Origin of the sequence: Flavobacterium davisii, assembly GCF_042182265.1 — a bacterium.
GTDB classification, from domain to species: Bacteria; Bacteroidota; Bacteroidia; order Flavobacteriales; family Flavobacteriaceae; genus Flavobacterium; species Flavobacterium davisii.
This window is the reverse complement of the sequence record NZ_CP097869.1, coordinates 2,614,511-2,633,229: the sequence shown is the minus strand read 5'-3', so window position 1 is coordinate 2,633,229 and position 18,719 is coordinate 2,614,511. Positions and strand designations below refer to the sequence as shown.

19 protein-coding genes are annotated in these 18,719 nt (G+C 29.1%); 10 read left to right on the top strand and 9 right to left on the bottom strand.

Annotated features, from left to right (window positions below; genetic code table 11):
- Positions 1-40 precede the first annotated feature (40 nt).
- The 5 genes from NAB20_RS11210 to NAB20_RS11190 form a co-directional block, all read right to left on the bottom strand.
- Positions 41-778, bottom strand: coding sequence for a shikimate dehydrogenase (locus NAB20_RS11210; protein ID WP_105197140.1), 738 nt, complete (start codon positions 776-778; stop codon positions 41-43).
- A 12-nt stretch (positions 779-790) separates the two neighbouring features.
- On the bottom strand, positions 791-2,188 hold the full coding sequence (locus NAB20_RS11205; RefSeq protein WP_127823038.1) for a tetratricopeptide repeat protein: 1,398 nt from the start codon (positions 2,186-2,188) through the stop codon (positions 791-793).
- A 106-nt stretch (positions 2,189-2,294) separates the two neighbouring features.
- On the bottom strand, positions 2,295-3,485 hold the full coding sequence (locus tag NAB20_RS11200) for an aspartate aminotransferase family protein (protein WP_105196761.1): 1,191 nt from the start codon (positions 3,483-3,485) through the stop codon (positions 2,295-2,297).
- A 59-nt stretch (positions 3,486-3,544) separates the two neighbouring features.
- Entirely contained in the window at positions 3,545-5,242 is a 1,698-nt protein-coding gene (locus tag NAB20_RS11195; RefSeq protein WP_105196762.1) for an OstA-like protein, read from the bottom strand.
- A gap of 148 nt (positions 5,243-5,390) precedes the next feature.
- On the bottom strand, positions 5,391-5,822 hold the full coding sequence (locus tag NAB20_RS11190; protein WP_375605147.1) for a DUF542 domain-containing protein: 432 nt from the start codon (positions 5,820-5,822) through the stop codon (positions 5,391-5,393).
- A 239-nt stretch (positions 5,823-6,061) separates the two neighbouring features.
- Here NAB20_RS11190 and NAB20_RS11185 point away from each other — a divergent pair, with 239 nt between their 5' ends.
- The 10 genes from NAB20_RS11185 to NAB20_RS11140 all read left to right on the top strand — a co-directional run bounded on the left by NAB20_RS11185 (position 6,062) and on the right by NAB20_RS11140 (position 15,600).
- Complete coding sequence (locus NAB20_RS11185) at positions 6,062-6,496, top strand: cytochrome c (RefSeq protein WP_105196763.1); 435 nt, start codon at positions 6,062-6,064, stop codon at positions 6,494-6,496.
- A 14-nt stretch (positions 6,497-6,510) separates the two neighbouring features.
- Positions 6,511-7,833, top strand: a complete 1,323-nt coding sequence (locus NAB20_RS11180; RefSeq protein WP_105196764.1) for a cbb3-type cytochrome c oxidase subunit I — start codon at positions 6,511-6,513, stop codon at positions 7,831-7,833.
- A gap of 73 nt (positions 7,834-7,906) precedes the next feature.
- Complete coding sequence (locus NAB20_RS11175; protein ID WP_375605146.1) at positions 7,907-9,163, top strand: alginate export family protein; 1,257 nt, start codon at positions 7,907-7,909, stop codon at positions 9,161-9,163.
- Between the two features lie 32 nt (positions 9,164-9,195).
- Positions 9,196-10,635, top strand: a complete 1,440-nt coding sequence (nirK, locus tag NAB20_RS11170; protein WP_127823068.1) for a copper-containing nitrite reductase — start codon at positions 9,196-9,198, stop codon at positions 10,633-10,635.
- A 28-nt stretch (positions 10,636-10,663) separates the two neighbouring features.
- The gene (locus NAB20_RS11165) at positions 10,664-11,509 is read left to right on the top strand and encodes a formylglycine-generating enzyme family protein (protein ID WP_375605145.1); all 846 of its coding nucleotides are present in this window, start codon (positions 10,664-10,666) and stop codon (positions 11,507-11,509) included.
- A gap of 4 nt (positions 11,510-11,513) precedes the next feature.
- Positions 11,514-12,092 carry an SCO family protein gene (locus NAB20_RS11160; protein ID WP_105196768.1) on the top strand — a complete coding sequence of 193 codons (579 nt, stop codon included), beginning with the start codon at positions 11,514-11,516 and terminating at the stop codon, positions 12,090-12,092.
- Between the two features lie 103 nt (positions 12,093-12,195).
- Entirely contained in the window at positions 12,196-12,975 is a 780-nt protein-coding gene (locus NAB20_RS11155) for a CbbQ/NirQ/NorQ/GpvN family protein (protein ID WP_127823070.1), read from the top strand.
- Between the two features lies 1 nt (position 12,976).
- The gene (locus NAB20_RS11150; RefSeq protein ID WP_375605144.1) at positions 12,977-14,731 is read left to right on the top strand and encodes a nitric oxide reductase activation protein NorD; all 1,755 of its coding nucleotides are present in this window, start codon (positions 12,977-12,979) and stop codon (positions 14,729-14,731) included.
- A 38-nt stretch (positions 14,732-14,769) separates the two neighbouring features.
- Positions 14,770-15,351 carry a cytochrome c oxidase subunit 3 gene (locus NAB20_RS11145; protein WP_105196771.1) on the top strand — a complete coding sequence of 194 codons (582 nt, stop codon included), beginning with the start codon at positions 14,770-14,772 and terminating at the stop codon, positions 15,349-15,351.
- Between the two features lie 3 nt (positions 15,352-15,354).
- A complete protein-coding gene (locus NAB20_RS11140) occupies positions 15,355-15,600 on the top strand; it encodes a cytochrome C oxidase subunit IV family protein (RefSeq protein ID WP_105196772.1) in 246 nt (81 codons plus the stop codon).
- A 368-nt stretch (positions 15,601-15,968) separates the two neighbouring features.
- Here NAB20_RS11140 and NAB20_RS11135 read toward each other — a convergent pair whose 3' ends face one another.
- The 4 genes from NAB20_RS11135 to NAB20_RS11120 form a co-directional block, all read right to left on the bottom strand.
- Positions 15,969-16,814 (bottom strand): DUF2911 domain-containing protein, encoded by an 846-nt coding sequence (locus NAB20_RS11135; protein WP_105196912.1) that lies wholly within the window; start codon positions 16,812-16,814, stop codon positions 15,969-15,971.
- A 533-nt stretch (positions 16,815-17,347) separates the two neighbouring features.
- Positions 17,348-17,605 (bottom strand): DUF6755 family protein, encoded by a 258-nt coding sequence (locus NAB20_RS11130; RefSeq protein WP_105196651.1) that lies wholly within the window; start codon positions 17,603-17,605, stop codon positions 17,348-17,350.
- Positions 17,606-17,615: 10 nt separating this feature from the next.
- Positions 17,616-18,125 carry a ubiquinol-cytochrome c reductase iron-sulfur subunit gene (locus NAB20_RS11125; RefSeq protein WP_105196650.1) on the bottom strand — a complete coding sequence of 170 codons (510 nt, stop codon included), beginning with the start codon at positions 18,123-18,125 and terminating at the stop codon, positions 17,616-17,618.
- A 10-nt stretch (positions 18,126-18,135) separates the two neighbouring features.
- Positions 18,136-18,708, bottom strand: a complete 573-nt coding sequence (locus tag NAB20_RS11120) for a 4Fe-4S dicluster domain-containing protein (RefSeq protein ID WP_375605143.1) — start codon at positions 18,706-18,708, stop codon at positions 18,136-18,138.
- Positions 18,709-18,719 lie beyond the last annotated feature (11 nt).

Below are 18,719 nucleotides of genomic sequence, written 5' to 3'. Positions count from 1 at the left end.
TATTCCATAAAGAATTTTTAAAAATTAAATATTTCTTTTTTTATTTATTCCAAATTTCCCAAGCTTTTTCAGCTTGCAATACTAACATTTCGTAACCATTTTTAATGATAGCTCCTCTTTTTTCAGCTTTTATAAGGAAAGTTGTTTTTTCTGGATTATATATTAAGTCGTACACTAAATGATTAGATGTTATAAACTCATAGGGAATTGAAGGACTATTTTGAATATTAGGCGCGGTACCTAATGGAGTGCAATTAATAATTATAGTATATTCTGCTAAAATAGTAGCCTCTAAATCATTATAGGTAATTGTATTAATAGATGGCTTTCTTGATACAAATAAAAAATTAATTCCTAAATTTTTTAAAGCATAAGCAACTGCTTTAGATGCTCCTCCAGTACCTAATATTAATGCTTTTTTATGATGATTAAGAAGCAATGGACTAAGTGATTTTTGAAAACCATAAAAATCAGTATTATCTCCAATTAATTTTTTATCTGTTGTAATTTTAATAGTATTAACCGCTCCAATGTATTTTGCCGTTTCTGAAAGCTCGTCTAAATAAGGAATAATTTCTTCTTTATAAGGTATTGTAACATTTAAACCTATTAAATTAGGTTCTTTATTGATTATACTTTTAAACTCATCTATTTTTTGAATATCATAATTGTTATATGAAAAAATAGAGGCCAAAGATTCTTTTTTAAATTTATTTGTAAAATAGTTTCTAGAAAAAGAGTATGAAATATTTTTACCAAGTAATCCTAATTTTTTCATTCGCTTTACTGTTTACAAATCATTATATTTTTTAATTGTGTTTTGAACGATTTCTAGATTAAATACTGAAGGAAATAAATCTTCTAGTATCGAAAGCATTTTAGAGTTATGATGTAAGGCATTGGTTAAATGATACAATCCTTTTGTTAGATTATGAGTTGTGTAATACAAACCTGCTAATCTATATTCTATTTGGTAATGATCTGCAAAAAGAAGGTTTGCTTTAATTAAGGTTTCAATAGAGGCTTGATATTCTCCTATAAAAAGTTGTGTATCAGACCAAAATAAGATGGTTTCTAATTCGTTATCTCCTAATTCTACAGCTTTTTGATATCCTTCTTGTGCTTCCTCAAATAATTCGAGCTCTTTATTTATTGTAGCATATCGTTTCCAATATAAAGAATTTTCAGCATCTATACCGATTGCTTTATTTACATAATAGAGTGCTTTTTGAAAGTTTTTTTGACGTATATAAAAATCGGTTATAGCAATCCATCCTTTGTCTAAAAGAGGATCTTCATGAACTGTTTTGTTGTAATAGTTTAAAGCTTCAGATTCATTGCCCATTTTTTCAAAGCATTTACCTATTCGTAATAAAGCATACGATGTGGGGTCTTCTAGTCGAATGGTTTCTTGGTAATTCCAAATAGCTTCTTCATAGCGTTCTAAATGTTCGAGTGCTTTAGCTTTTTCCATAAATGCCCCCATGAATCGGTCGTCAATTAGACTTGCATAATCAAAGGCTATGTAGGCCTCTTGATATTGTTGTATACTAAAGTTTAGTCGTCCTAATTGATGCCAAGCAATTTCGCTATATGGATTAAGGTCAATATAGTTTTTTAAAAATGAAATGGCTTCAGGGTATTGTTCTAAAAATTCAAAACAATAAATGACATTATAGAGTCCTGATTGTTCTTCTGGTTCTTCTTCTAAACAAGCAATAAAATGTTTTTTTGCTTGTTCTAGTTCATCCATAAACAAATATTCCATCCCTAAGAGGTTATGCACATCTGCGTAGTCATCTGTATACTGCAAAGCTATTTTAAGAAATTCAACAGCTTGTTTATGATCATCTCTTTTAGAGCAAATATTGGCTTTTTGTATAAAGATTTCTTCGTTTGTGGGTTCTATGGCGTATAAGTCATTAAGAAGTTTTTCGGCTTGTTCTAGTTTGTCTTCAAAAATGAGCATTTCAACTTGAACTAATTTTAATCCAAATGATTTAGGGTGTTGTTCTAGTCCTAGTTTTAGTGCTTTTTTAGCTAAACTAGTTTTGCCTATATCCATATAATGGAGGATGATATCCTCAAATTCTTCTGAATCAAAAAACAAAACCTTATTGGTTTTTAACATGGATTCAAATTTTGATAAGGATAAACTGTAATCTTCTTCATCGTGACTCAAATACATACTCCTAAGTTTTATATCCTTACTAAAAATAGTAAAGTGGCTGTTTATAATAGATTAAATAATATTTTTTTGAACGATTTAGCAAACAAAATGGGTTTGCTTTTAATTATTGTTTTGGGATTGCTATTTCATTCATTGCCTCAATAATAATACTGCATCCCTCTTTTATTTCTTCATCTGATAATGTCAGAGGCGGTGTTATGCGTATTGCATTTCCTTCAAATAATAACCAAAAAAGTATCAATCCTTTTTCTTGGCATTTCAAAATAACTTGATTTGTAATTTCGGGACTATCTGTCATAATAGCAAGCATTAATCCTTCGCCACGAATTTCCTTTATTAAGGGATGTACTAACAAGTTACGAAATAATTGTTCCTTTTCCAAGCATTGAGGCATTAAATTTGTTTCTAATAACTCTTTTAATGTGGCTAAACTGGCTGCTGCAATTACAGGATGTCCTCCAAAAGTGGTAATATGTCCTAATTTTGGATTTTGAATTAATAAATCCATGTGTTGTTCATTGGCGGTAAAGGCACCAACAGGCATTCCGCCTCCCATCCCCTTCCCCATTACAACAATATCGGGAATAATATCATAATTCATAAAACCAAATAACTTACCTGTACGTCCAAAACCAGGTTGAATTTCGTCTAAAATCATAAGAGCACCAACTTCATTACAACGTTGTCTTACTTTTTTTAAAAAATCGTTTTGAGGTTGTATAAACCCTGCACCTCCTTGAATTGTTTCTAATATAATACCTGCTGTTCGAGTTGTTATTTTTTGTAAATCTTCTTCATTATTGAATGTTATAAAATCTACATCTGGAATTAATGGACGAAAAGCTTGTTTACGTTCTTCAAATCCCATAACACTCATAGATCCCATAGTATTTCCATGATAGGCATTATAACAGGAAATTAATTGACTACGTCCTGTTACTCTTCTAGCTAATTTTAACGCTCCTTCTGTTGCTTCCGTTCCTGAATTTACCAGATACGTTTTATTTAATTGAGGAGGCATATTTTGAGCAAGTAATTTACAAAATTCTATCGCTGGATCTTGTGCATATTCACCATAAACCATTACGTGTGCGTATTTATCCATTTGATCTATAACAGCTTGTTTAACTCTTGGATGCTGATGTCCTAAAGTGCAAGCTGAAACTCCAGCTACAAAATCAAGATATTTTTTCCCTTTGGTATCATATATATAAGAGCCTATAGCATGAGATACTTCCATTGCTAATGGATATGGAGAAGTTTGTGCTTGGTATTTATAGAAATCTTTTAACATGTGCGTAATCTAAATATTTTAAAATAAAAATCAAATAAATACATTTCAATTAAAGTCAATTATTTTTTAGTATTTGATTTTTTCGTTCCTTTTTTTTCTTTGTTATTTTTATCAAACTCTAATGTTTCTTTAGTAGGAGCTAATGGCGTATTAGGTTCTTGTAGTTTTTTCTTAACTTCTGCTTTAGCTTTTGTATCTAGTTCTAGTTCTTCTTTTGGAAAAATATCTTCTAATTTTAAAATTTGTTCGTTTTCTCGCCAAATAAAACCTTTTAATTTTCTATCATTTTCAGAAAGTTCATCTTCTGGATAAATTTCCCCATCTGGTTTAGTAAAAAAGGTAATACTATCTATAGTATTCCCTTCTCCCATTAACATATTTATTTTACTACTTACGTTTTTGTTTATACCTACTAATTCTTGCTTATCATTACGTACATAGTAAATAACTTCTGTATTTTTAATCAAATCAACTTCTTTTAACTTGTTATTTATAAATTTACCATATAAGTTAACTCCTTTTACTTGATTAAATCCATCACCAATGGTGTCTTTTGAAATAATAAAGGCATTGTTAAATACTTTTAAAGAATCTACTTTTTTAGCAATTGTATCTGAAATGAGATGTATAAGATCACCCGTAAGTTGTTTTTTTCCATTCCAAAATATAGGTTTTCCAATCATTTGTGTAATCCCTTTTTTTTCATTAAAATGAATAGAATCACATTTACCACTCATATCTTTTTTAAAGAAACGAGCATTATTATAGCCTCTTATGATTCGATTTTTAGTTTTTCCAGTAACGACTATTCGTTTTGCATGAAACCAAACAGAATCTTTTTCAAAAAGACCTGATACTAATGCTTTTTTAGTAATGTACATAGAGTCTTTTTTCTTATATACTTCTGCATAATGTCCTTTTATTATTGTTTTATTAATTGTATCCGTTACTTTAACATTATTACGAGCGCGTGCAAAATCATTTTTCCGATCATAATACAAATCTTCTCCTTCAATTATTCTATCTCTATACTTTATTTTAGATCCTCGTTGTAATTTTCCTTCATCTTTTTTGGTATCATAAAAACCTTTGGTCGTATAAATTGTATTATTAGCAGATGCAATAGTTGATGGTCCAAAAACATAAGCATGACCTGAATTAGTATAATAATCAAGATGATTAGTACGAATGGTATGTGTTGGATTATTTACGGTAACAGCTGTTTTAAATTCAAATTTTTTTTGATTTAAATGATAGCGTCCTGATTTACTTGTAAGTGTGTTTTCGGCATCTCGAATTGTACCATAGGTATTGTAATAGGCTTGTTGACTTTTACGATCAAAATTAATAGTATCTGTCGTTACAGTCATCTTAGGATCTGTCATAACCACATTTCCCGTTGCAAAAGCAAATTTAGTATTTCCATTATATTCGGCGTAACGACTAGACATAGTAAGCGTATCTCCTTGTACTAAATTAACGTTTCCAAAAGCTTTTACATAATTTTGTTTTGTAAAATGGTATGCTTTATTACAAGACATACGAACTCCTTGGTGTAAAATACGAACATTTCCTGTAAAAACGATTGCTCCTGGTACTTCTGTTTCGGATTTATCTAAAAAGTCAGCTCCTTCAATTATAATTTGCTTACCCGTTTCTAGTGGTAAAGTTTCTATAGGACTACTAATTTGAGCAGTTGTAATTTGAATATTTAAAAAAGCAATTACAATAAATATTTTGGATAGTATAGAGTTCAAAATTTTTTTTCTGCCAAAATTAATTAATTATGACCATTTGAGTAATAATATAATCATAAAATTTAAGATGGTATTTATTTTTAAGCTTTTCCTAGCTGAACGTTTAAAATCTTTATAATATAATTTCGTAACAGCCTTCTAGAAAGGTTTATCTATACATTGGTGTAGAAATTTTTATATTATTTACTATTGTTTTGATATGGGGAAAAAGAATTAATTCTTCTTTATTAATATGTTGAACTAAATCATTTGCACTTGCTATAAAAAGTTTTCTTATTTCTATAAGTTCAGGGTTTTTAGTTCCATTAACTTCACAAATTTTATTAAGAAACTGTTTTATAATTGGAATTTTTTCTTTTATATAAGTATAATGTCTTGTTACAATATAATCAATTAGTGCATCTAAAGACATTGCTTTGAAATTATTTAAATTAGTATCAAAAGATTTTAATTCAGCTATTATTATCTCTTCATGAATACCTATTGCATGGCATACCTCTGTAATGGTTCTATTTCCTTTACAACAAAAATCTATTCCATATTTTGAAAAAACTTGAGTCGTTCTGTAGTCATCTGCCACATACTCTCCTACTTAATTTATTTTCTATTGTATTCATTTTGTAACTTTTGTAATTAGCTGTACTAAATTATTTGCTAACTATTTTTCTTTTTATGATTAGAATCATATAGAATTAAACCTTTACTAAAAAAGCTTTAGTATGACAAATATCATATAAGGTTAATGAAATGTTAATGAAATTTGTTATTTAAATAAGACAAAAATATCTCATTAGTAATAATTTTTAAAAAAGAATAGTTATGCTATCTAAATCGCAGGCAAGAATGTTTTTTTTAGGAGGTACATTAGTAACGTTTCTAATTTTTATCGGATTAACGATTTATTCATTTTCTCCAAAAAATGATCAAACAAATTACACTAAAATTGATTCAAAAGTAATACGTGGTAAAGAAATTTGGGAATCTAATAATTGTATGGGATGTCATACGATTTTAGGCGAAGGAGCTTATTATGCTCCAGAATTAACAAAGGTTATTGATAGACGAGGTGAAAATTATGTAAAAGCAGTCTTAATGTCTCCTATTCCTTGGGCTCCTAACAAAAGAAAAATGGTAGCTTATAAAATGAGTTCTGAAGACGCTGATGCTATGGTAGCTTATCTTAAATGGATTGGAGGTATTGATTTAAATGGATTTGATAAAGTGGTTTCTCCCCTATCAAAAATTAATAATTAATAAAAATAGTTAAAATGAAATATAAATCACAAAAAGTAGCTTATTGGTTTTTTGCCCTATGTATGCTATTACTAGCACTCCAAATAATTTATGGTTTTATCATGGGTTTTGCTCGAATTGGATTAGATGGATTACATGATATAATTCCCTTTAATACTGCCAGAGCTGTACACACTAATTTATTAGTAGTTTGGTTATTAACAGGCTTTATGGGAGCTGCTTATTATATTATTCCAGAAGAAGCTCAACGAGAATTAGTTAATGTAAAATTAGCTTATGTACAATTAATTTCATTAGCTATTGTAGGTGTTGTAGCTGTTATAGGCTATCATTTTAATCATTGGGAAGGCAGAAAATTTTTAGAGATCCCAAGAGAATTAGATTATTTAGTGGTTATAAATGTGCTCTTATTTTTAGGATTAATAGTAAGCACATTATTTAAAGCAGAAAGAAAAACAACAACTGCTTTAGTATTATCTATGGGATTATTATTTGCTGCATTATTATACTTACCTGGTATGATTTGGTTTGATAGCCAAGTAATGGATTCATTTTTTCGTTGGTGGGTAGTACATTTATGGGTAGAAGGTGTTTGGGAGTTAATTATGGGAGGTATACTATCCTTTTTATTAATAAAATTAACGGGTGTTGATCGTGAAGTTATTGAAAAATGGTTATACGTAATTGTAGGTCTAACATTTTTATCAGGTATTCTTGGTACAGGTCATCATTATTATTATATAGGTGTAAACAAAATTTGGTTAATTATAGGTGGTATCTTTTCTGCTTTGGAACCTCTAGCATTCTTGGGTATGGCTCTTTTTGCTGTAAATATGTATAGAAAAGGAGAAAAAAGACATCCTAATAAATTGGCTTTATATTGGACATTAGGATCATCAATTGTTTCTTTTATAGGTGCTGGCTTATTAGGATTTGCTCATACCTTACCTCAAACCAATGTATATACACATGGAACTTTAGTTACTGCAATGCACGGACATTTAGCTTTTTGGGGAGCTTACGCCATGATTGTACTAGCCATTATTAGTTATGCAATGCCTAATCTTACAGGAAGAAAAAGATACGATTCTGTTATAGGTAGAATGGCTTTTTGGTTATCTAATATTGGAATGTTAGGTATGACAACCGCTTTTGGAGTAGCTGGAGTAGCTCAAGTATATCTTGAAAGAAAATTCAAAATGGAATTTATGGCAGTTCAAAATGAAATAAGTATTCATTTCATCGTATTGTTACTATGCGCAACATTATTTACCATAGGAATATCATTCTATATCTATGATTTCATTAAACATGGTAAAACAAACGATGAAGCATAAATCAATAAACAAATAGTTTATAAAACATTGACAATAGTAAAAATCATTAATTAACTAATTAAATTTAAATAGTATGAAACCTGTATATTTAACGATTGCGGGACTGTTCTCTTCTTTGGTATTTTCCCAACAATTTAATGTTAACGCTGATTTAAGAGCACGATTAGAAAATAGGAATGGTTATGCTACACTAAAACCTTATAATCAAAAAGCCGCTTCTTTTATTTCGCAAAGAACTCGTATTATTTTTGATTATAATTACAATCATATAAAATTAGTTGCTTCGCCTCAAAATGTTAGAACTTGGGGAGATGTCTTAACTAATTCAAAAAGTGACACGGGTATAAATTTTCATGAAGCTTATGGCGAGATAAAATTAAGTGAAAAGCTCTCATTTAAATTAGGAAGACAAGAAATAGCTTATGATGACCATAGAATTTTTGGTAGTATAGATTGGACAATGCAAGCTAAAAGTCATGATGCCCTTCTCTTTAAAATAACTCCTACCACTAAACAAATAATACATTTAGGTATTGCATATAATGCAAATAAAGAAAGTAATTTTAAAGAAAACTATATTCCTTCACAATATAAATCTCTCCAATATGCTTGGTATAATGGTACTTTTAATAATTTAAATTTAAGTTTATTAATATTAAATAACGGCATGCCTTATTGGATCAATGGAGAAGAAAAAATAGATTATAGTCAAACATTTGGACCTAGATTTATATTTAAAAAAGACCATTTGAGTATTGATGGCGCTACTTATTTTCAAACGGGAAAGATTAATACAAATCATATAATGTCTAGTTACTTTTCTGCAAACCTAAATTACAAATTTATTCAATCATTTTTAGCTGGTTTAGGTTTTGAATATTTATCAGGTAAAAATCAAGACGATACCAGCTCTGATATAAAATCATTTAATCCATTATATGGTACAAATCATAAATTTAATGGATATATGGATTATTTTTATGTAGGAAATCATCTTAATAATGTAGGACTTACAGATTTATATTTAAATTTTCAATATGAAAAAGATAAATTTTCAGTACGTTTTTCTCCTCATTATTTTTTATCAAGTGCTAATATTTATCAATTAGGAGAAAAGAAAGATCCTTATTTAGGTACTGAAATTGATTTTACAGCTTCTTATAAATTATTTGAAAATGTAACTATAGACGGAGGTTTTTCGCAAATGTTTGCTACAAAATCTATGGAAATTCTAAAAGCAGGTAATAAGAATAATGGCAATAACTGGTTTTTTTTAGCTGTAAAAATAAATCCCAATCTATTTAATTCAACTTCAAAAAATTATCCCTAACACAAATACAATAACATTTTAAAATTTAGATTATGATTAAGCGTATAATGTTCTCGGCCTCTTTAGTCAGCTTATTATTCATTGGGTGCAAAAAAGAATCAGATTCATACTCTATTGACCCAATCTCTATTGAAGTAGAAGGCGATCCAATTCAAGCAGAATTAACGGCTCCCCCATTAGTACCCAAACCTATAGGAGACAGACCTGCCAAAAAACTTATTGTGAATATGGAAATTATTGAAAAAGAAGGAGAAATGGCAGATGGTGTAAAATATATGTACTGGACTTATGGAGGATCTGTACCTGGAAGCTTTATTAGAACTAGAATTGGAGATGAAGTAGAATTTCATTTAAAAAATCACCCTAACAATAAGCTTCCTCATAATATAGATTTACATGCTGTAACAGGACCAGGCGGTGGAGCTAAATCTTCCTTTGTAGCGCCTGGACATGAAGTAACATTTTCATTTAAAGTATTAAATCAAGGTTTATATGTATATCATTGTGCCACTGCCCCTGTTGGTATGCACATAGCAAACGGGATGTATGGTTTAATACTTGTTGAGCCAGAAGGTGGTTTACCTCCAGTTGATAAAGAATACTACGTAATGCAAGGTGACTTTTATACAAAAGGAGCCAATGGTGAAAAAGGATTACAACCTTTTGATATGGGAAAAGCAATTAAAGAAGAACCTGATTATGTTGTATTTAATGGAAGAACTGGTTCTCTAATAGGTGACAATGCTTTAACGGCTAAAGTAGGAGAAAGAATTCGACTATTTGTAGGTAACGGTGGACCTAATCTCGTTTCTTCATTCCATGTAATAGGTGAAATTTTTGATAATGTACATATTGAAGGTGGAAAAACAATTAATCATGATGTGCAAACTACATTAGTACCTGCTGGTGGAGCTGCCATAGTCGATTTTAAAGTAGAAATCCCAGGTACTTTAATTTTAGTAGATCACTCTATATTTAGAACCTTTAATAAAGGCAGTCTAGGCATGATTAATGTTACTGGTGAAGACAATAAAAAAATTTATTCTGGAACTCAATACGATCAAGTCTATCTTCCTGAAGGCGGTACCATTCAGTCTATGCCTAATGATAAAATAATAAAACCTACAAAAGCTATAACACTTGTAGAACGTATTAATGATGGTAAATCAATTTATGGAAAAACCTGCTTTGCGTGTCATCAAGCTAATGGAGAAGGATTACCTAATACTTTTCCTCCCCTTGCTAAATCCGATTTCTTAAATGCCGATATTAACAGAGCCATTGAGATTATTTTAAAAGGTAAAACAGGTGAAATACTAGTAAATGGTAAAAAATTTAATAGTGTAATGACTGCTCAAGCACTTACTAATGAAGAAGTAGCCAACGTACTTACGTATGTATATAGCCAGTGGGGAAATACTAAAAAAGAAGTTACACCCGCTATGGTTGCTGCTGTTCGTTCTAAAAAATAATATTCTAATACTTTAATTATTAATTCTAATGCAACGTTTATATTTCCTTTTAATCTTAATTCTTTTCATTTCCTGTCAAAAAAAGACAGACCTAAAAACCAATAGAAATATAAACAAACCATCTTTTTCTACTCTAAAAGACAAGTCTTTTGGAGTAGAAACTCCGATGGTATACATAAAAGGAGGATCCTATATACCTCTTTATGGCAAAAGTAATAAAGAAGTTAATGTTACCCATTTTTATATGGATGTCTATCCCGTAACTAATAAAGATTTTTTATCCTTTGTAAAAACAAATAAAAAATGGCAAAAATTAAACGTTAAAAAAATTTTTGCTGACGATAATTATCTAAAAAATTGGAAATCAAATACGGAAATTGAAGATAAAAAGAAATCAAATTATCCTGTTACGAATGTTTCCTGGTATGCTGCAAATGCTTATTGCCAATGTCAAGGTAAACGTTTAGCAACAGTTGATGAATGGGAATACGTAGCTATGGCAAATGATAAACTACCTGATGCACGAAAACAAAAATCATACAATCAATTAATTTTAGATTGGTATGAAAAGCCCCAAGCATTTAATAATGAAGTAGGAAAAACATTTAAAAATTACTATGGTGTATACGATTTACACGGACTAGTTTGGGAATGGACCTCTGATTTTAGTTCTATTCTTCTAACGGGAGAATCCAGAAATGATGTTAACACCGATAAAAACTTATTTTGTGGTAGTGGTTCATTAAACGCATCAGACTTAATGAATTATGCAGCCTTTATGCGATACGCTTTTAGAAGTAGCGTAAAAGCTCGTTATGCCATACAAAATCTTGGATTTAGATGTGTAAAAGATTCTTTAAAAATTAAAAATTAAGAAAATGAAAAAGTTAATATTCATAATAAGTTTTCTCTCATTTCTTGGATGTAAAAAAACAGAAATAAAAAACGAAAACAATTCAATATCAGAAGAATCCATCTTTAATCTAACTAGCCAATGGAAAACTCAAGATAATAAAACTATTCAGCTTAAAGATTTAAAAGGAAAAGTAATAGTTATGGTTATGATTTATACCAGTTGTAAAGCGGCTTGTCCTAGATTAGTAGCTGATATGCGCAACATTGAGTCAAAAATGCCTAAAAATGAATTAACCCATTTAAATTTTGTTCTAATAAGTATAGACCCAGAAACAGATACACCAAAAAGATTAAAAAAGTTTGCAAAAGACAACCTCATGGATGCCTCACATTGGACTTTCTTACAAGGAAATATCAATACTATTCAAGAATTTGCTAATGTTCTTGCTGTTAAATACAAAAAAATTTCTCCTATGGATTTTTCGCACTCAAACATTATTAGTGTTTTTAATAAAGAGGGCGAACTTGTTCATCAACAAGAAGGATTAGGAGTAAATAATGAAAAAACAATAAATAAAATTGTTGAAACCTTAAAAAATTAATTTCCAAAAACAACCAAACGGAATCTTTATATTCACTACATACGCTCATACCTTATTTTACAAATTGGAGATAAGATTCCGTTTACTTCATTTTATTACTATTATGGAAAATTTAAAACCCTATTATTTTACACTAGCTAAAGAAGAAGAGATTTTTACTCATGCTTACGAAAATAAAATTCCTATTTTACTTAAAGGACCTACTGGTACAGGAAAATCTAGATTTGTAGAATATATGGCTCATAAACTTAAAAAAAAGCTCTTAACTGTTAGTTGTCATGAAGAAACCTCTTCAACAGACTTAATAGGTCGGTTTATTATTAAAGGAGCCGAAACCGTCTGGATAGATGGTCCTCTTACTACCGCTTTAAAAAAGGGCTACCTATTATATTTAGATGAAATTGCTGAAGCACGACCAGATGTTATAGTTGCCATACATTCATTAACTGATCACAGAAGAGAACTTTTTATAGATAAATTAGGCCAAACTTATAAGGCAGATGATAACTTTATGCTTGTTGCTTCCTTTAACCCAGGCTATCAAAGAGGATTTAAAGAACTAAAACCTTCCACTAAACAACGTTTTATTGCTTTATCTTTTCAATATCCCGAGAGCAAGATTGAAACAGAAATTATTACTATGGAAACAGGAATTAATACTGATCTTGCTAAAAAAATAGTAACCATTGGCAACAAAATTAGAAACCTAACAGAACTTGGTTTAACAGAAACCGTTTCAACAAGATTACTCATTAATGCAGCCAAACTTATTCAGACAGGATTACCTAAAAGGTTATCTATGCACACCGCTGTAGTAGAACCATTAACAGACGATTTACAAACTATTCAATCCTTAAAAGATTTGTGTGATTTAATGATATAATATGGGATTAGATTTAGATGAAATAGTATTTGGATTGGTAGCAAAGTATTTAAAAAAATCAAAAAAAAAATCTTTAGAATCCAATACTAACGCTGTTTTTTTAAAAAATATTACACCTCGATTAGGTCTTATAGCCAATGCTGTTAGCGGAAAATCTATTAATATTTATCCTGCTGAAAAAGAAGGTGGCTATAAGAATAATAACTTTTTTTTACCTGAATATTTTAATCTATTTGATTCTTATGAAAAAAACCTTTCATTCTATTTTTTTAGAACCCTATATCTTTCAACACAACAATCTTTACAATTAAACTGGAATCAACCAGAAAATGATCTAAAAAAATCACAAAATGAAGCACAAATAGCATCCGAAAAAATACTCCCTATCCTTTTTCAAAATTTTCCTAAAACGAAGTATATATATAAGTTATTATTCGATTATTTAAATTATGTAAAACCCGAAAATCCCGATTTATATTGGCTTTATGGCAAATTTATGTTTGCCGAAAAAGAAGAAATAATAGAAGAACAAAATACTCCTGACACAACTAGAATTACACAGAATAATGAAATAAAAACAACTTTAAAAACAGTTGGTGTTGAAGAAATAAAATCACTTCAGATAGACACAAAACAACAAGAAGATGATGTACTCCACCATAGCTTTGAAAAAGTAGAAACAGTAGATCAATTTTGTGGAAATTGGAAAAATTTTGATGGAAAAGATGAATTAGAAGAACATCATGATGCTTTAGAAGAAATAAAAATGCGCTTTACTGTTCGTGTAGATGATACTGCCCATTCTATTTATCAATCCGATTTTGTTGAAAATTTAACAGTAGCCGAGTCCACTCAAAAAGATACAAAAGGGACTTACTTATATTATGACGAATGGGATTATTCTAAACTAAAATATCGACCAAATTTTTGTAAAGTATACCCTAAACTACAAATAAAAACAGATACCGAATATTATCATAAAACAATAAAAAATTACTCTTTAGTCTTAAACGGATTACGAAAATCATTAAGTAACGTAAACAATAAATTATTAAAACAAAAAAAACAAACACAAGGTAATGAATTTGATATTGATGCTTTAACAGACTTGTATACAGACATACACACAAAAAAAACACCTTCAGAAAACATCTATTTTTCCAGTAGAAAAAAAGAAAAAGATATTTCCATCTTACTATTACTAGATATAAGTTTATCTAGCGATAGCTATGTAGATGGCAACCGAGTCTTAGATGTAGAAAAAGAAGTGTCTATATTATTTGGTGAAATTTTAAATGAATTTAATATTGATTTTTCAATAGATAGTTTCTCTTCAAAAACTAGAAATCAAATTAATTATGTAACCTTGAAAGACTTTAATGAAAATTGGGAAATAGGAAAGAATAGAATTGGTTACACCAAACCTGGAGGTTATACACGCATAGGCGGGTCTATTAGACATGCAGGAAATAGATTAAAAACGCGTAATAGTAAAAACAAATGGATTATCTTGATTTCTGATGGAAAACCAAATGATTACGATAAATATGAGGGAAAATATGGTATAAATGATGTGAAACAAGCTTTAAAAGAATTGTATAGAACTCAAATAAATTCGTATGCGCTTACCATAGAAGCACAAGCTAAATATTATTTACCCCAAATGTTTGGTCAAAACCATTTTCAAATCCTTAAAAATCCTATTGAATTACTAAATGCTTTAGTTCTTTTGTTTGACAAAATTAAAAGACAATAATACAATATTAAAAAATTAGTTAATCTTATTTTAACAAAATGAAAGAATCTAAAACAGACTATACAAATTTCTATTATCCTCCCGGAGGTATTTTATTATGGATCATAATCATTTTAGAAATCCTAACCTTTGGAATTGCAATTATAGCTATGAATTATAGTGCACAAGAAGAAATTGAAATATTTAGTGAATCACGTTTAAAATTAAATAATCAAATAGGACTCATTAATACTGTCATACTATTGACAAGTGGTTTTTTTATGGCAGAAGTTGTTAATCAAGCTAAAAAAAACAATAACAAAAAGTTTAGTCTTTATCTAAAAATAACCCTCTTATTAGGATTCCTTTTTTTAATTTTAAAAAGCTATGAATATTTTGAAAAATTAAATGATAACATTAGTCTAGATACTAACTTATTCTTTACATATTATGGGTTACTCACAGGATTTCATTTCCTACATGTATTAATTGGTCTATTCATTCTTTTAGGCATTTATGCTAAAAGAAATAAAATTCCTTTAAATCAAAACCTCTTTGACATAGAGGCATCAGCAACTTTTTGGCACATGTGTGATTTAATTTGGTTAATAGTATTCCCTACCCTCTACTTAATTTTTTAAACCATGGAAAAAAAATTAATTAAAACATATAGTATTTTATTAATACTAACCATTTTAGCAATCTTATTGCCCTCTATAAAAATAAATTCAAATATTAGAATTTGTTTTATTATGTTTATTTTTTCATTAAAATTTATATTAGTAGCCTTTAATTTTATGGAATTAAAAAAAGCTAATATTGCTTGGAAATTTATTTTAATGAGTCTTCTCTTTCTAATTATAATTCCTACTGTATTAATGAATGTTTAAACTCAGAATTTTACATTAGATTTTGTGATGAAAAGAAAAATATATGGAAAATTACTCTCCTATAATATGGGTATTCAAAAAGGAATAATTTAATCTATAGTTTGTCACTTCAACCAAAAGAAGAAACCACATTATCCGTATTATGAGATTTCTCCTTTTTATAAATAACAATTTATTCTTCTAAAGCTTTCCATGAATACTTGAATTTATTAAAAATCTTGTTTCACGACTAAATCTAATCCAAAATCTAGGATAAACTAAAGGTTAACTCCATTTTTTTCATAAAAATACCCCAAAAAATATCTAACTCTTTTTGGGGTAGTAAAGCTTATTGTACAGCTTTCTTTTACATTATACGAATTAATTAATTATTTTTTAGTCCATTCCCTAATACTTTCTTCATTCATCTTTATATAATCAAGATTATTAGCTGATTTGGCTCCTTCTAATGAATTTTTTGCTGTTTCAATAGCACCTTTATAATCCCCTAATTTAGCCTGAATTTGTGATTTAAGGCGTGTATACCAAAAGGGTCTTTTTTCATTCATTTCATAAGCTTTATTAACATATTGTAAAGCTTTATTAAGGTCTACATTAGCATTGTAATAATATTGAGAAGCCGCAAAATAATCACCTGAAGTAGGTCCATTTAGTGTTTTATCAATCGAAGCTATTGTTGTCTTGTTGGTAGGTACTTCAAAACGTAATGATACAGATGTTTTTTCCCATAAAAATTCAAGATTGGCAGCATTAAGATCCGTATTAGCAATTTGTATTGTAAATGTTTCTACTAGCCTATGCAATATCTCTGTTTTAGCAGATGCTTTTAAAGCTATTTTGGTTTCATCCCATTTTTCAGGCGTTCCCCAATTATTCGTGTCATTATAAAAATAAATTTCCCATTCATCAGCTTTAGGCATTACATATAGAGCATATTTTCCTTTTTTTAAAGCTGCACCATTAATCATTATGTCATCTGAAAATTCAATTGTAGTATTAGCATTTGCGCCTGCACGCCATATTTTACCAAAAGGGACTAAATCCCCAAAAATCGTTCTTCCTTTTACACTAGGACGTGAATACTCTATTTCTATTTCTGTTAAACCAACCGTTTGTGTTAAAATCCCTTTGGGACTTGCTTGAGGAACTTTTATTTGAGCTTGTGTTATTAAAGAAACTAGAAAAGCAGTAGCTGTTATTATAAATCGTATCATTTGAATCGTTTTTTCAAAGATAAGCTTCTGATTTTTAAAATTTTGTTAATAAAAATATAAAAAATATTTTATATTTAGATGTAAAAAATCTATAAATTGTTCCTTAAAATTAAAGATAAAAGGTATTAAATATTTTTATAAAAAATAGTTTAATTATAGTAAAAATGGAAATCATTTAAGCTTTTCTAATTGATTAAAATAAAATTTCACATAGACTTTCGTCGTTATTTTTTGCTCCGTAGTTCTTGTAAAAAATTGAAATTTAAAGCAAAAACCCTTATTTTCCTTTTATCAAAAAAAAATTAAACCACTTCATCAATAGTTTATTTTAAATAGTCATTCATTCAAAAATATTTTTTTTATAATGTCATATTATGTTTAAATTCAGATTCTTATATCAGTAAATAAGAACTTTTAAATCTAAAAAAGTACTCTTTTTTGTCCTCTACTAGGTTTTCTTAAAAGTTTGTAATCTTGGCATTTATGCAACAGGAGAAATAACGTCATATTTGATAAAATGAATTTGAATTAAATCATTTTCTATTTGGATTTTTTTTATTTCCTGATGGTAAAAAATATAATAAACCTAGTCCTATTATAAATAAAATAGCAGAAGCTATAAAAGCTGGAATTAAAATTTCTTTATGATTATCTAAAGCATTATTTAATGCGGCGTATAGCAACCAAATTTGGATGGTTACATTTAATATTAATATTAATATTATAGTGGAAAGTACTGCATTTAACTTTCGAGTGTTGGCTATATTTTGTCCTGTTCTAAAGGTACTCATAAACAAAAAATTAAGTTATTTGTGATGTTATGGCTTTTACATATAAATTTTCTTGTTTTTCTATTACAGCTAATTGAGGTAGAGGTCTAGGTGGTGGACCTGCTAATACCTCTCCTGTCTTAGCATCAAAATGGCCTTCATGACAAGGACAAATAATTTGACCTGAACCTGGCTTGTAATAAACGGCACAAGATAAATGGGTACATTTTTGTTCATAAGCTCTAAAGGTTCCATCTTCAAGGTGTATAAGAATATAAGGAATATTACTTCCTTTTATTTGAAAAGCTTTAGTACCTCCTATAGGAATATCTCCTTTGTTACATACATATTGTTCTCCTTCCACTTCTTCCTTAGGGAATAAATAAGCTTTTGCTGCTACTAATCCGCTACCTATCATGAGTCCTCCAGAAACGAGTGTTAAAAATTTAGCAAAATCACGTCGGCTAACTTGTATTGCTTCTTCTTTTTGTATAGGAAAATCTTTTTTCCAATTTTTATTGATATTATTTTCTTTTGACATTGTTTAATTTTTAGTAGATAATTAATTCAGTACTTTCTTTAGGCATCATGATATTTACTTTTGTGCGTACTATTTCATTTCCAAAAACAAACTTATTAACAGGTGCGCTATTAGGTCTCATTTGTTTTATTTCTTCTTTTGTTCCATAAAATAAGGCACCGCTAGGACATACGGTAGCACACATAGGCTTTTGTCCTATACTAGTTCGATCATAGCACATAGTACATTTTATCATTAGATCATAGGATTCCATTTTTTTAGGCACCCCAAAAGGACAGGCCATCACACAGTTAGAGCAACCTATACAGCGTTCTGTATTAGCGGTATGTACGATTCCAAATTCATCTTTAGAAATAGCATCTGCAGGGCATACATTGGCGCAAACAGGATCTTCGCAGTGCATACACACTTGTACAGTAGTTTGTATGGTAGTGACTCTTTCTACATAATTAACATGTATCATAGAGTCATGACCATTTGTTTCACATTCGGCACAGGCCATTTCACAAGCTTTACAGCCTATGCAACGTTGCATATCTACAAAAAATTCTTCATTTTTATTAAACGAGGTGTAATTACTCATAGTCTTGTATC

Coding starts and splice junctions, on each gene's coding strand:
- NAB20_RS11155 (WP_127823070.1), top strand. CDS start 12,196: ATGGAAAATTTAAAACCCTATTATTTTACACTAGCTAAAGAAGAAGAG.
- NAB20_RS11125 (WP_105196650.1), bottom strand. CDS start 18,125: ATGTCAAAAGAAAATAATATCAATAAAAATTGGAAAAAAGATTTTCCT.
- NAB20_RS11135 (WP_105196912.1), bottom strand. CDS start 16,814: ATGATACGATTTATAATAACAGCTACTGCTTTTCTAGTTTCTTTAATA.
- NAB20_RS11140 (WP_105196772.1), top strand. CDS start 15,355: ATGGAAAAAAAATTAATTAAAACATATAGTATTTTATTAATACTAACC.
- NAB20_RS11145 (WP_105196771.1), top strand. CDS start 14,770: ATGAAAGAATCTAAAACAGACTATACAAATTTCTATTATCCTCCCGGA.
- NAB20_RS11200 (WP_105196761.1), bottom strand. CDS start 3,485: ATGTTAAAAGATTTCTATAAATACCAAGCACAAACTTCTCCATATCCA.
- NAB20_RS11185 (WP_105196763.1), top strand. CDS start 6,062: ATGCTATCTAAATCGCAGGCAAGAATGTTTTTTTTAGGAGGTACATTA.
- NAB20_RS11160 (WP_105196768.1), top strand. CDS start 11,514: ATGAAAAAGTTAATATTCATAATAAGTTTTCTCTCATTTCTTGGATGT.
- NAB20_RS11120 (WP_375605143.1), bottom strand. CDS start 18,708: ATGAGTAATTACACCTCGTTTAATAAAAATGAAGAATTTTTTGTAGAT.
- NAB20_RS11205 (WP_127823038.1), bottom strand. CDS start 2,188: ATGTATTTGAGTCACGATGAAGAAGATTACAGTTTATCCTTATCAAAA.
- NAB20_RS11210 (WP_105197140.1), bottom strand. CDS start 778: ATGAAAAAATTAGGATTACTTGGTAAAAATATTTCATACTCTTTTTCT.
- NAB20_RS11150 (WP_375605144.1), top strand. CDS start 12,977: ATGGGATTAGATTTAGATGAAATAGTATTTGGATTGGTAGCAAAGTAT.
- NAB20_RS11165 (WP_375605145.1), top strand. CDS start 10,664: ATGCAACGTTTATATTTCCTTTTAATCTTAATTCTTTTCATTTCCTGT.
- NAB20_RS11130 (WP_105196651.1), bottom strand. CDS start 17,605: ATGAGTACCTTTAGAACAGGACAAAATATAGCCAACACTCGAAAGTTA.
- NAB20_RS11180 (WP_105196764.1), top strand. CDS start 6,511: ATGAAATATAAATCACAAAAAGTAGCTTATTGGTTTTTTGCCCTATGT.
- NAB20_RS11175 (WP_375605146.1), top strand. CDS start 7,907: ATGAAACCTGTATATTTAACGATTGCGGGACTGTTCTCTTCTTTGGTA.
- nirK (WP_127823068.1), top strand. CDS start 9,196: ATGATTAAGCGTATAATGTTCTCGGCCTCTTTAGTCAGCTTATTATTC.